The 12,114-nt window shown below is 70.2% G+C and carries 14 protein-coding genes; 7 read left to right on the top strand and 7 right to left on the bottom strand.

Annotated features, from left to right (window positions below; all coding sequences use genetic code 11):
- Positions 1 to 84: 84 nt before the first annotated feature.
- The 3 genes from ABZ471_RS45275 to ABZ471_RS45265 form a co-directional block, all read right to left on the bottom strand.
- On the bottom strand, positions 85 to 834 hold the full coding sequence (locus ABZ471_RS45275; RefSeq protein ID WP_359075005.1) for a transglycosylase SLT domain-containing protein: 750 nt from the start codon (positions 832 to 834) through the stop codon (positions 85 to 87).
- 299 nt (positions 835 to 1,133) lie between these two features.
- Positions 1,134 to 2,306, bottom strand: coding sequence for an S-adenosylmethionine:tRNA ribosyltransferase-isomerase (locus ABZ471_RS45270; protein ID WP_359075004.1), 1,173 nt, complete (start codon positions 2,304 to 2,306; stop codon positions 1,134 to 1,136).
- A complete protein-coding gene (locus ABZ471_RS45265; protein ID WP_359075003.1) occupies positions 2,303 to 2,998 on the bottom strand; it encodes an SDR family NAD(P)-dependent oxidoreductase in 696 nt (231 codons plus the stop codon). The genes ABZ471_RS45270 and ABZ471_RS45265 overlap by 4 nt, the downstream gene beginning before the upstream one ends.
- 227 nt (positions 2,999 to 3,225) lie before the next feature.
- Here ABZ471_RS45265 and ABZ471_RS45260 point away from each other — a divergent pair, with 227 nt between their 5' ends.
- From ABZ471_RS45260 to ABZ471_RS45250, 3 genes are all read left to right on the top strand, one after another.
- Positions 3,226 to 4,389, top strand: coding sequence for a GAF domain-containing sensor histidine kinase (locus tag ABZ471_RS45260; RefSeq protein WP_359075002.1), 1,164 nt, complete (start codon positions 3,226 to 3,228; stop codon positions 4,387 to 4,389).
- Complete coding sequence (locus ABZ471_RS45255; RefSeq protein WP_359075001.1) at positions 4,382 to 5,023, top strand: response regulator transcription factor; 642 nt, start codon at positions 4,382 to 4,384, stop codon at positions 5,021 to 5,023. The genes ABZ471_RS45260 and ABZ471_RS45255 overlap by 8 nt, the downstream gene beginning before the upstream one ends.
- A 171-nt stretch (positions 5,024 to 5,194) precedes the next feature.
- Entirely contained in the window at positions 5,195 to 5,440 is a 246-nt protein-coding gene (locus tag ABZ471_RS45250; protein WP_359075000.1) for a chaplin, read from the top strand.
- 73 nt (positions 5,441 to 5,513) lie between these two features.
- Here the strand turns inward: ABZ471_RS45250 and ABZ471_RS45245 are convergent, their stop codons facing one another.
- Positions 5,514 to 6,302 (bottom strand): hypothetical protein, encoded by a 789-nt coding sequence (locus ABZ471_RS45245; RefSeq protein WP_359074999.1) that lies wholly within the window; start codon positions 6,300 to 6,302, stop codon positions 5,514 to 5,516.
- Between the two features lie 149 nt (positions 6,303 to 6,451).
- Here ABZ471_RS45245 and ABZ471_RS45240 point away from each other — a divergent pair, with 149 nt between their 5' ends.
- The 3 genes from ABZ471_RS45240 to ABZ471_RS45230 all read left to right on the top strand — a co-directional run bounded on the left by ABZ471_RS45240 (position 6,452) and on the right by ABZ471_RS45230 (position 8,783).
- Entirely contained in the window at positions 6,452 to 7,243 is a 792-nt protein-coding gene (locus ABZ471_RS45240) for an ABC transporter ATP-binding protein (RefSeq protein ID WP_359074998.1), read from the top strand.
- 61 nt (positions 7,244 to 7,304) lie between these two features.
- The gene (locus ABZ471_RS45235; protein WP_359074997.1) at positions 7,305 to 7,736 is read left to right on the top strand and encodes an NfeD family protein; all 432 of its coding nucleotides are present in this window, start codon (positions 7,305 to 7,307) and stop codon (positions 7,734 to 7,736) included.
- A 111-nt stretch (positions 7,737 to 7,847) separates the two neighbouring features.
- A complete protein-coding gene (locus ABZ471_RS45230; RefSeq protein ID WP_359074996.1) occupies positions 7,848 to 8,783 on the top strand; it encodes an SPFH domain-containing protein in 936 nt (311 codons plus the stop codon).
- A gap of 104 nt (positions 8,784 to 8,887) precedes the next feature.
- Here ABZ471_RS45230 and ABZ471_RS45225 read toward each other — a convergent pair whose 3' ends face one another.
- From ABZ471_RS45225 to ABZ471_RS45215, 3 genes are all read right to left on the bottom strand, one after another.
- Positions 8,888 to 9,394 carry an HNH endonuclease gene (locus ABZ471_RS45225; RefSeq protein ID WP_359074995.1) on the bottom strand — a complete coding sequence of 169 codons (507 nt, stop codon included), beginning with the start codon at positions 9,392 to 9,394 and terminating at the stop codon, positions 8,888 to 8,890.
- Positions 9,395 to 9,562: 168 nt separating this feature from the next.
- A complete protein-coding gene (locus ABZ471_RS45220; protein WP_359074994.1) occupies positions 9,563 to 10,102 on the bottom strand; it encodes a YbhB/YbcL family Raf kinase inhibitor-like protein in 540 nt (179 codons plus the stop codon).
- Between the two features lie 40 nt (positions 10,103 to 10,142).
- Entirely contained in the window at positions 10,143 to 10,925 is a 783-nt protein-coding gene (locus ABZ471_RS45215) for a sporulation protein (protein ID WP_359074993.1), read from the bottom strand.
- A gap of 138 nt (positions 10,926 to 11,063) precedes the next feature.
- Between ABZ471_RS45215 and ABZ471_RS45210 the strand changes: the two genes are divergently transcribed.
- Positions 11,064 to 11,714 (top strand): DNA-3-methyladenine glycosylase, encoded by a 651-nt coding sequence (locus tag ABZ471_RS45210; RefSeq protein WP_359074992.1) that lies wholly within the window; start codon positions 11,064 to 11,066, stop codon positions 11,712 to 11,714.
- Positions 11,715 to 12,114 lie beyond the last annotated feature (400 nt).

The raw sequence follows: 12,114 nt of genomic DNA, 5'->3' as shown, positions 1-12,114 counted from the left end.
AATTACCCGCACCCGGACGCCGCGACGGGCGCCACCCCTCGGGGGTGCCGCCCTTCCGCGTTACGTAAGAGGTCCGCGCCGGCCTCAGTACGCGCTGTTGACGTTGTCGATCGAGCCGTACTTGTCCGCCGCGTAGTTGGCGGCGGCGGTGATGTTGGCGACCGGGTCGTAGATGTTCCACGACGTGCCGGTGACGTGGTAGGCGCTGAAGGTCGGCGGGATCACCTGCAGCAGGCCCTTGGAGGGGATGCCGTTGATGGCGTTGATGTCCCAGTCGTTGATGGCCTGGGGGTTGCCGGAGGACTCCCGCATGATGTTCTTGTGCAGGCCGTGGTAGCTGCCCGGGATGCCCTTGGACTTCATGATGTCCAGGGCCTCGCGGATCCAGCCGTCGAGGTTGTTCGTGTAGGTCTTCGCGGCGACCGGCTGCATCGGGAGGCGCTGCGCGGAACGGCTCGCGGCCTCCTTGGCGACGCGCTCCTGGGCGGCCTTCTTGGCGGCCTCGGCGGCGGCCTTCTGCTTCGCCTGGGCCTCGGCCTGCTTCTTGGCGGCGGCCTCGGTGGCGGCCTGCTTCTTGGCGGCGAAGGCGTCGAGCTTGACGGTCTCGGTGGCGAGCTGGCTGGTCAGCGTCGTCTTGACGTCCTTGACCGGCTGGGTGGCGTACTGCACCTGCGCGGCCGCGGCCGGGGCGTCGGCGGTGATGGTCTCGGCGCTGCTGGGAACGGCCGAGAAGGCGAGGGCGGCGACACCGAGCGCGCCGACACCGGCGATGGCGATCTTGTGCTGCTTGGTCAGCGCACGACTATGACCACGGGTGAGGAAGTTCTTGGGCATGGCTGATGGACCTCTTCGAATAGCGCGGAGGTCGCTCCTGCGTCCGCCGGGGGGAATCGGCTCCTCCCGCAAACGCCGCCGGGGGGAACCCGCGGCGCTGAGCGACGGAGGCAATTCTTAGCGGCCGCAAAATGCCCTGGCAAAGGTGTGACGTACGATCCTCGATAGTGGATCAGGCAAGGGCAAAACGGGACAGACTAGACCGTCTGTCCCGTTCATCTAGGGGTGGTTTATCTCCTATGCACCCTCGTACGTGATGTGGGCCCTATGTGCGGGCTCACATCGACGCCGTAACAGTCTCACCAGGAGTTGCCGTCGCAACGCTCTGTGTGAGGGCTCTCCTCCGGGAGGATGAGATGGACGTCCCCGAACTCGTGCCACAGATAGAGCCCGCGCAGCGCTTCCTCGTACGCGCGGTCGACCGCGGCCCGCCCCGCGACCGCCTCCAGCATCAGCAGATGCGAGGCCTCCGGCTCGTGCAGCCCGGTCAGCAGCCCGTCGACCACGCGCACCCCGCGCTCGGGCGTGACCACCAGATCGGTCCACCCCTCGGCCGCCCGCACCACCCCGTCCGGCCCGGTCGCCGACTCCACGGCCCGCACGGCGGTCGTCCCGACCGCGATCACCCGGCCGTCCCCGGCCCTGACCGCGTTGATCAGCCGCGCCGACGCCGCCGGCACCGCGAACCGCTCCGGATACGGCGGCTCGTGCGCCTCCGCCGACGCCACCCCCGTGTGCAGCGTGATCGGCGCGAACTGCACCCCACGGCTCACCAGCTCTGCCACCAGCCGCGCGGTGAAGGGCCGCGCCGCACTCGGCATCTCCGCACTGCCCGCCCCGTCCGGCGAGGGCAGCGCGAACACCGTCTGGTACACGGACAGCGGCTGGTCCCGCTCCGTATAGGAGTAACGGATGGGACGCCCGTGCTCCCGCAGCACCTGAAGGACCTCCGCCCCGGACACCCGCGCCCACCACAGCCGCCCACCACGCCCGCTCAGCGGCTCCTCCAGCACCAGCCGCGCCCCGCCCGGCAGCCGCACCTCCGTCCCTGCAGGCCCTCCCGCCGGTCTCACGCCACCCCCCTTCCGCGGAGCGCCACGCGCCCAGCCTTCTCCACGCGCGCGTGCAGGACCGCTTTCTCTACTTTCTCTACGCGCGCGTGTAGTACCGCGCCCGTCCGGTTCCCGCAGCTCGACCGCCCACCGCCCGTCGTCCCCGCAGGTGGAGAAGTGCACCACCACGCGCGCGTGCCCGATCCGCCCGTCCACCGCGGCGGCCAGCGTGGGCGAGGTGTTCACCACCAGCAGGTCCCCCGCCCGCAGCAGCCGTGGCAGCTCGGCGAACACGTGGTGCGTCACCTCGGCGCCGTGCGACACCAGCAGCCGCACGGCATCCCGGTCGAGGCCGGGCCCGCGCTGCTCGGCAGGCACCCGCGCCGACAGCTCCTCCGGCACCGTCACGGCAGTGGTCATCGCCCCTCCACCAGAGACGGCGCCGCATACCGCCCGCTCGCCGGCCGCTCGTCCAGCAGCCGCAGGAACGCCGGTACGACGGCCGCGGGCGCCTGCCGCGGATCGTGGTCGTCCGGTACGGCCGCCGCGTACAGGTCCGTCGCCATGTCCCCGGGGTCCACCGCCCACACCCGCAGCCCCGGCTCCTCCGCGCCGAGCACCGCGGTCAGCTGGTCCAGGGCCGCCTTCGAGGCGCCGTAGCCGCCCCACGTCTCGTACGCCTCCGCCGCCGCGTCCGAGCTGACCGCGAGCACCGTGCCCGCCGCGGACTCCCGCAGCAGCGGCAGCGCCTCCTGGACCAGGCCCAGCGCCGCCACCACGTTCACCTCCAGCGCCCTCTGCAGGCCCGCCAGGGGCAGCTCCGCCAGCCGCACCAGCGGCTCGGCACCCAGCGCGCTCGCGTTGCTCACCACCAGGTCGACACCGCCCAGCTTCCACGCGGCGGCCACCAGGTCGGCCCGGTGCCGGGCGTCCGTGACGTCCCCGGGCAGCGCCTCCACCCGCGCACCGTGCGCGGTGACCGCCTGCGCGGCTTCCTCCAGGGGGCCCGCGCCCCGGGCGTCGAGCACCAGGTCCCAGCCCCGCGCGGCCAGCGCCTCGGCGAGCGCCCGCCCCAGGCCCTTGGAAGCCCCCGTGATGATCGCTACCGGCATGACAACCGTCCCCTCGTCGCTTGCCGCCCGTGTCGGGCGGTGACCTCAACGTAGGAACGGCACCCCCCGCGCCGCCTCGGACGCGGGCCGCAAAACGGAGGGGCCCTTCGACGTACGCCGCACGTCCGGGGCCGGGGACCTACTCCGCCGGCCCTAGGCCCATCGGACGGGACCCGGCCGTCACAGGTCCGATCCGCGCTGTCACACCCCGCCGGTACCGTGAGGGCATGAGTCACCGTCCCCGGTCCGGCCTCGCCGCGGTGAGTTCCGCGCTGCTGGCCATGAGCAGGCACCTCGAGGTGCGCGACGTCCTCAAGACGATCGTCGCCTCCGCCCGCGAGCTGCTCGACGCGCGGTACGCCGCCCTCGGCGTCCCGGACGACCACGGCGGCTTCGCGCAGTTCGTCGTCGACGGCGTCAGCGACGCCCAGTGGAGGGCCATCGGCCCGCTGCCCCGCCAGCACGGCATCCTCGCCGCGATGCTGCACGAGGCCAAGCCCGTGCGCCTGGCCGACGTGCGCAAGGACCCGCGCTTCGAGGGCTGGCCGGCGGCCCACCCGGAGATGTCCGACTTCCTGGGCCTGCCGATCCGCGACGGCGAGGAGATCATCGGCGCCCTGTTCCTGGCGGACAAACGGCGCCCTGCCGGCGGAGACTCTCGCAAGCCCGAAGGCGGTTGCGGCTTCACCGAGGAGGACGAGGAACTGCTCTCCATCCTCGCCCAGCACGCCGCCATCGCCCTCACCAACGCCCGCCTCTACGAGCGCAGCCGCGAGCTGACCATCGCCGAGGAGCGCTCCCGCCTGGCCCACGAACTGCACGACGCGGTCAGCCAGAAGCTCTTCTCCCTGCGTCTGACCGCCCAGGCCGCCGCCGCCCTGATCGACCGCGACCCCGCCCGCGCCAAGGGCGAGCTGCACCAGGTCGCCTCGCTCGCCGCCGAGGCGGCCGACGAGCTGCGCGCCGCCGTGGTGGAGCTGCGCCCCGCCGCCCTGGACGAGGACGGTCTGATCGCCACCCTGCGCACCCAGATACAGGTCCTCGACCGCGCCCACACCGCGCGCGTGACCTTCGTCGGCAGCGGCTTCCGCGCCCTGCCCGCGGCCCAGGAGGAGGCCCTGCTGAGGGTCGCCCAGGAAGCCCTGCACAACGCCCTGCGCCACTCCGGTGCCGAGCACGTCGACGTGACCGTGGGCCGGCACGGCTGCGGAGCCGTGCTGCGCATCACCGACGACGGCAGCGGCTTCGACCCCAAGTCGGTCCGCCGCGCCGGACGCCACCTGGGCCTGGTCTCGATGAGGGACCGGGCGAGCGGCGTCGGCGGGGCGCTGACCGTGGAATCGGCGCCCGGCAAGGGCACCACGATCGAGATGGAGGTCCCCGGTGGCTGACGCAATCAAGGTGCTGCTCGTCGACGACCACCAGGTCGTCCGCCGGGGCCTGCGCACCTTCCTGGAGGTGCAGGACGACATCGAGGTCGTGGGCGAGGCCGCCGACGGCGCCGAAGGAGTCGCCGGTGCCGAGGAGTTGCGGCCCGACGTCGTCCTCATGGACGTCAAGATGCCGGGCATGGACGGAGTCGACGCCCTGCGCAGACTCCGCGAACTCGACAACCCCGCACGCGTGCTGATCGTCACCAGCTTCACCGAACAGCGCACGGTCGTCCCGGCCCTGCGCGCGGGCGCCGCCGGCTACGTCTACAAGGACGTGGATCCCGACGCGCTGGCCTGCGCCATTCGCTCCGTGCACGCCGGCCACATCCTCCTCCAGCCCGAGGTCGCAGGCGCCCTGCTCTCTCAGGAGGAGGCCAACTCCGGCCAGGGAAGGGGCGGTTCGCTCACCGAACGGGAGCGCGAGGTGCTCGGCCTGATAGCGGACGGCCGCTCCAACCGGGAGATCGCCCGCGCCCTCGTCCTCTCCGAGAAGACCGTCAAGACGCACGTCTCCAACATCCTCATGAAGCTGGACCTCGCCGACCGCACCCAGGCCGCCCTGTGGGCCGTTCGCCATGGCGTGACCGGCTGAAACGCCCTCCCCAACGCCTCGCCGACGACAATACGAAAGGTTCCGCTCCGGACTGAGATTCATACCGTCGTGGGAATGTCACCCGGACGGCGCATCCTCCGGCGATCTCCGCCGTTCTCCAGTGCATGCTGCGGCGAACTGCCGCGGCGAACGCCAAGGAGGGCTTAGACAGTGAAGAACCTGAAGAAGGCAGCGGCCGTGACGATGGTGGCCGGTGGTCTGGTGGCCGCCGGTGCTGGGATGGCCTCCGCCACGGACGGCGCCTGGGCCAACGGTGAGGCCAAGGGCTCTCCGGGCATCGTCTCGGGCAACGTCATTCAGGCCCCGGTGCACGTCCCGGTGAACGTGGTCGGCAACAGCGTGAGCGTCATCGGCGTGCTGAACCCGGCCTTCGGCAACCTCGGCGTCAACCACTGAGGTCCGGCCGACAGCGACCCACAGGCCTCCCGGGCACACCGGGAGGCCTGACCGCTTGTCACGCTGAACAGACCTACCGCGCCCCCCGCTCCCGCTCCTCCACAACGGAGTTGTACGCAGCCACCTGCGCCCGCCGGGCCGTCCGCTCCACGGGCCGCAAAGCCTCCGCACGCGCCGCCATCTCAGCGGAACTGACCGCACCGCCGTGCCCGTTGTCGTACGCCAGGGACACCAGCAACCCCACCCGCTGCGCCAGCTCCAGCACCCGCACCGCGCGCGGCGGATACCCCGGCGCCAGCACCTCACGCCCCCGCTCGGCCCGCGCCCGGTACGCGTCGATCGCCGCCTCCGCGACCGGACCCGACCCGGCGACATCCAGCTTCGACAGCATCGCGGTGGCGTCCCGCAGGGCTTCCGCCAGCTCCCGCTCCGCCTCGCCCAGCGACGGCACATCCGCGGGCGGCGCCTCCCGCACCGGCAGCACGTGCCACACCACCTCGATGTGCAGATCACCCTCGGGCCCGGCCGCGTACACCTCCGGCACCAGCCCGAACGCGGCACCGAAGCAGACCACGGCCTCCTCGGACTCCAGCGCCCGCGCATTGAACTCCGGCGGACCGCTCAGCCCCAGCGGATGACCGGGCGCGGGGAGCGCGACGCGCAGGCCGGTCACCCCCAGCGCCCGCAGCCGCCCCAGCGCGAGCGTGAGTCCGACCGGCGCCGGCTCACCCGGCAGCCCCTCCACCCGGTGCACCGCGTCCTCGCCCACGATGGCGAGTACGGCATCGTCCGGAGAGACAAGTCCGACCAAAAGGGCGTTTCCCCAAGCGGCAAGGCGTCCTGAACGCGGTTCCGAGAGCATGCCCCCACCCTAAGGACCGGACCGATGGAATGGAGCCGGGCACTCGTGGCGTAGATTTCATAAGGGCTGCGCCCACCGGCGCGGCGGACCGAGCCACAGGCGTACGCGACAGCCGAGACCGGCACACTGCAAGGGGAGACAACGCGCTCATGAGCGATGTTCTGGAGCTTCAGGACGTATCCGTGGTCCGGGAGGGCCGGGCTCTCGTGGACCAGGTCTCCTGGTCGGTGAAGGAGGGCGAGCGCTGGGTCATCCTCGGCCCCAACGGCGCCGGCAAGACGACCCTCCTGAACGTCGCCTCCAGCTACCTCTTCCCGAGCAAGGGCACCGCCACCATCCTTGGCGACACCCTCGGCAAGGTCGATGTCTTCGACCTGCGCCCCCGCATCGGTGTGGCCGGCATCGCCATGACCGAGAAGCTCCCCAAGAGCCAGACCGTCCTCCAGACGGTCCTCACCGCCGCCTACGGCATGACCGCCGGCTGGCACGAGGAGTACGACGAGGTCGACGAGCAGCGCGCCCGCGCCTTCCTCGACCGCCTCGGCATGAGCGACTACGTGGACCGCAAGTTCGGCACCCTCTCCGAGGGCGAGCGCAAGCGCACCCTGATCGCCCGCGCCCTGATGACCGACCCCGAGCTGCTCCTGCTCGACGAGCCCGCCGCCGGTCTCGACCTCGGCGGCCGCGAGGACCTGGTCCGCCGCCTCGGCCGGCTCGCCCGCGACCCCATCGCCCCCTCGATGATCATGGTCACCCACCACGTCGAGGAGATCGCCCCCGGCTTCACCCACGTCCTGATGATCCGCCAGGGCAAGGTCCTCGCCGCGGGCCCGATCGAGCTGGAGCTCAGCTCCCGCAACCTCTCCCTCTGCTTCGGCCTCCCGCTCGTCGTGGAGCAGGTCGGCGACCGCTGGACCGCCCAGGGCCTGCCCCTGTCCTGACACCGCACCCGCTCCCGTTCGCGCCCTGTCCGCCGCCCGACCGCGGTCCTACCATGACCATGTGAACGACATCTCCGCGTGGGTGTGGTGGCTCGTCGGCGCGGCGGCGCTCGGAATCCCGCTCGTGGTCACCGCGATGCCGGAGTTCGGCATGCTCGCGGTGGGAGCCGTCGCGGCCGCGGTCGTGGCCGGCCTCGGCTTCGGCACCGTGATCCAGGTGCTCGCCTTCGTCGTCGTCTCGGTCGCCCTCATCGCAGTCGTCCGCCCCATCGCGGCCCGGCACAGCAGACAACGGCCCCGACTCGCCACCGGCATCGACGCGTTGAAGGGCAGGCAGGCGGTCGTCCTGGAGCGCGTCGACGGCTCCGGAGGCCGGATCAAGCTCGCCGGGGAGGTCTGGTCCGCCCGCTCCCTCGACACCGGCCGCGCCTACGAAGTGGGCCAGGAGGTGGACGTCGTGGAGATCGAGGGGGCCACCGCGATCGTCATCTGAGCCATCTGACCGACGAGTTGGGCGACTGTCTGTCAGACTCGACCAGCAAGATCTTCAACATCCACGAGATCTGCCGAAGAGGCCGTGGCGGAGAGGGGTACGGGGAACACGATGGAACCGGTCATCATCGTCCTGATCATTCTGGTGGTGTTGGTCTTCATCGCCCTGATCAAGACCATCCAGGTCATCCCACAGGCCAGCGCCGCCATCGTCGAGCGCTTCGGCCGCTACACGCGGACACTGAACGCGGGCCTGAACATCGTGGTCCCGTTCATCGACACCATCCGCAATCGCATCGACCTGCGCGAACAGGTCGTACCGTTCCCGCCCCAGCCGGTGATCACCCAGGACAACCTGGTCGTGAACATCGACACGGTCATCTACTACCAGGTGACCGACGCCCGCGCCGCCACCTACGAGGTCGCCAGCTACATCCAGGCGATCGAGCAGCTCACCGTCACCACCCTGCGCAACATCATCGGTGGCATGGACCTGGAGCGCACCCTGACCTCCCGCGAGGAGATCAATGCGGCTCTGCGCGGCGTCCTCGACGAGGCCACCGGCAAGTGGGGCATCCGCGTCAACCGCGTCGAGCTGAAGGCCATCGAACCGCCCACCTCCATCCAGGACTCGATGGAGAAGCAGATGCGCGCCGACCGTGACAAGCGCGCCGCGATCCTCACTGCGGAAGGTACGCGCCAGGCGGCCATCCTCACCGCCGAGGGTGAGAAGCAGTCCCAGATCCTGCGTGCCGAGGGTGAGGCCAAGGCCGCCGCCCTGCGCGCGGAAGGCGAGGCCCAGGCGGTCCGTACGGTCTTCGAGGCGATCCACGCCGGAGACCCCGACCAGAAGCTCCTGAGCTACCAGTACCTCCAGATGCTCCCGAAGATCGCCGAGGGAGACGCCAACAAGCTCTGGATCGTCCCCAGCGAGATCGGCGACGCCCTCAAGGGCCTCTCCGGCGCGATGGGCAACTTCGGCCCGCTGGGCGGCGGCCAGGGCAACGGCGGAGGTTCGGAGCGCCGCGAGAAGCCGTCGATCGACTGACCTCGACCGACAAGCAAACCCCGCGCCCCGAGAGGGGCGCGGGGATCTGCGCGACAGGCAACGGTCGACCCGCACCCGCGCACTGAACCGGACTCGGCAGACGACTAGGCCGCGTCCCGAGCGAGCCACTCAGGAAGCGCGGCCAAGTCCTCCTGCCCCAGAGCCAGGAGCATCGCATCCGCAGGAGTCGGCTCGAACGGCTCCCGCAGCAAGGCCATTCCCGCCTCGTCCGGAGTCCGGTTGGCCTTCCGGTGGTTGTCCTCCGCACACGCGGCGACCGTATTCAGCCACGTGTCCTGCCCACCCTGCGACCGCGGCAGCACATGGTCCACGGTCGTCGCCCTGCGCCCGCAGTACGCGCACCGGTGCCGGTCCCGGACCAGCACCCCCCGCCGCGACCACGGGGCTTGTCTTCGGAACGGCACCCGTACATACCTGCAGAGCCTGATCACCCGGGGCGCGGGTATGTCCACCTCGGCACCGCGCATGCGCAGTTCGGGATGGGCCTGCTCGACGACGGCCTTGTCCTGGAGAACCAGGACGACCGCTCGGTTCAGAGTCACCGTCGACAGCGGCTCGAAGCTCGCGTTCAGGACCAACGTGTCACGCATTCCAGCCCACCTCCCGTGTGCACCTGCCCACCCCCCGGCGGGCTTGGATCAACTCTCTACGGGCGCGCCGAGATGGACAACGCAATAAAAAATGCCCGCCTCCGATCACTTCCAAGACCGGAGGCGGGCAAACGTTCCATGAACGCTCGGCTGAATCAGTGCGCTGCGTCAGCCCTGGGCGGGGTTCTCGTACTGACCGATGAGCTGGGCGCGCGCGATCGCGTGGAACCGCAGGTTGAACCCGACGACGGCAGGAGAGGCGTCCGAGTCCGGGCCGAGCTTCTCCTGGTCCACCGCGTACACCGTGAAGACGTACCGGTGCGGGCCGTCCCCGGGTGGCGGAGCGGCACCGCCGAAGTCCTTCGTCCCGTAGTCGTTGCGCGCGTGCACCACACCCTCGGGAAGGCCCTCGAACTTACCGCTGCCCGCACCCGCCGGCAGCTCCGTCACGGAGGCGGGGATGTCGAACAGGACCCAGTGCCAGAACCCGCTGCCCGTCGGCGCGTCGGGGTCGTAGCAGGTGACGGCAAAGCTCTTGGTCCCCGCGGGGAAGCCCTCCCACCGCAGCTGCGGCGAGATGTTCCCGTCCGCGTAGACCTGGTCGCTCCCGAGCGTCGCACCCTCCTCGATGTCCTCGCTCGTCACCGTGAACGACGGCACGGGCGGGTGGAAGTCATGGGGGAGCGGCCGCCGCTTGAGGTCGGTCACCTCGGTACCTCCTGATCGTTCTCGTTCAGTGGGCCCGAGCCTAGAACCAGTTCCGCTTGCTGCCGACCTCGGACAGCCACTGGTTCAGGTATGCCGCCCAGTCGGTCCCCTGGAAGTCGTGGTGACCCACCTGGAAGGAGCGGAAGGTGTCCGAGCCCTCGCTGAACAGACCCGGCTTCTTGTCCATCTCCAGGACGACGTCCATGGCCTGCTCGTCGGCCACGAAGCTCAGCTCGACCTGGTTCAGACCCCGGTACTGCGACGGCGGGTAGAACTCGATCTCCTGGTAGAACGGCAGCCGCTGCCGCGTACCGCGGATGTGGCCGCGCTCCATGTCCGCGTTCTTGAAGCGGAAGCCCAGCTGGATGAAGGCGTCCAGGATCGCCTTCTGCGCCGGCAGCGGGTGCACGTTGATCGGGTCCAGGTCGCCGGAGTCCACCGCACGGGCGATCGCCAGCTCGGTGGTCACACCGATGTTCATTCCGCGCAGCGCCTGCCCGTCGATCATCGTGACCGGCGTCTCCCAGGGGATCTCCAGCCCGAAGGGCACCGCGTGCACGGCCCCCGCCTGCAGCTCGAAGGCACCACCGAGCCGCACCTTGGTGAATTCGATGTCCTGCTTGTACTCCTGGTCGCCGCTCTCCACCTCGACCTTCGCCTGCAGACCGACGGACAGGCCCTCGATCTCCTGGTTCACGGACCCGCCCTGGATCCGGACCTCGCCCTGGACCACACCGCCCGGTACGACATTGACCTCGGTCAGCACTGTCTCGACCGAGGCCCCGCCGGCCCCGAGGCTCGCGAGCAGCTTCTTGAACGCCATGACTCTCCCTTTACGAATGGACCCTCGACCCGTACAAACGCGATCCGGCCACGACCGGTTCCGGGTCCACACCCTGGCAAGGGGAGCGAACCTTGACCACCCCTTGGCACGGAACCCCCTGGACTACCCTCGGACGGCATGATCGCGCCCCCGGACCGTACGCCACTCCCGCGAGAGTTCTTCGACCGCCCCGTCCTGGACGTAGCCCCCGACCTCCTGGGCCGCATCCTGGTCCGTACGACCCCCGACGGCCCGATCGCCGTGCGCCTCACAGAGGTGGAGGCGTACGACGGACCGAACGACCCCGGTTCACACGCCTACCGCGGTCCCACCGCCCGCAACGAAGTGATGTTCGGTCCGCCCGGCCATGTGTACGTCTACTTCACCTACGGCATGTGGCACTGCATGAACCTGGTCTGCGGACCCGAGGGCAGGGCGAGCGCCGTACTGCTCCGCGCAGGCGAGGTGATCGAGGGCGTCGAACCGGCCCGCAAACGTCGACTTTCGGCCCGAAGTGACAAGGAACTGGCCAAGGGTCCGGCCCGCCTCGCCACGGCCCTGGATGTCGACCGCGCCCTGAACGGCACGGACGCGTGCGCCTCCGGCGCGACACCGCTGAGGATGCTGGCCGGCGTTCCTGTGGGCTCCGACCAGGTACGCAGCGGTCCGCGCACTGGAGTCGCCGGCGAGGGAGGCAACGGCGACGTCCATCCCTGGCGCTTCTGGGTCGCCAACGACCCGACGGTGAGCCCCTATCGCGTCCATGTGCCGCGGCGTCGCTCAAGTTGACGCGACCTGGGAAGGTGCGTAATGTATCCCGAGCCGCTGAACCGGGTACGGCAATCGCCTGCAGCCGGAGCGGCCACCCCACTACCTAGCTACAACCCCTCGACGGGGTCGATTCTGGCGCGCCCGCGTGCCCGAATTCGAATCTCGCGAGACTCGATTATGAGTTGCCGAGGGAATCGGCTAGCGTAGCGAATGTCGAAAGGCCGACAGGCGAAAGTCCAAAGCCTCCAGACAAATCCCGCTGACTGGGGGTCAGGCCCGAAAGGATCTGATAGAGTCGGAACCGCCGGAAAGGGAAACGCGAGAGCGAAAACCTGGAAAGCACCGAGGAAATCGGATCGAGAAAAGATCTGATAGAGTCGGAAACACCGAAGGGAAGCCCGGAGGAAAGCCCGAGAGG

This window comes from Streptomyces sp. NPDC005728 (assembly GCF_040630895.1).
In the GTDB taxonomy this organism is placed as follows: domain Bacteria; phylum Actinomycetota; class Actinomycetes; order Streptomycetales; family Streptomycetaceae; genus Streptomyces.
This window is presented reverse-complemented; position numbering and strand designations above follow the sequence as displayed.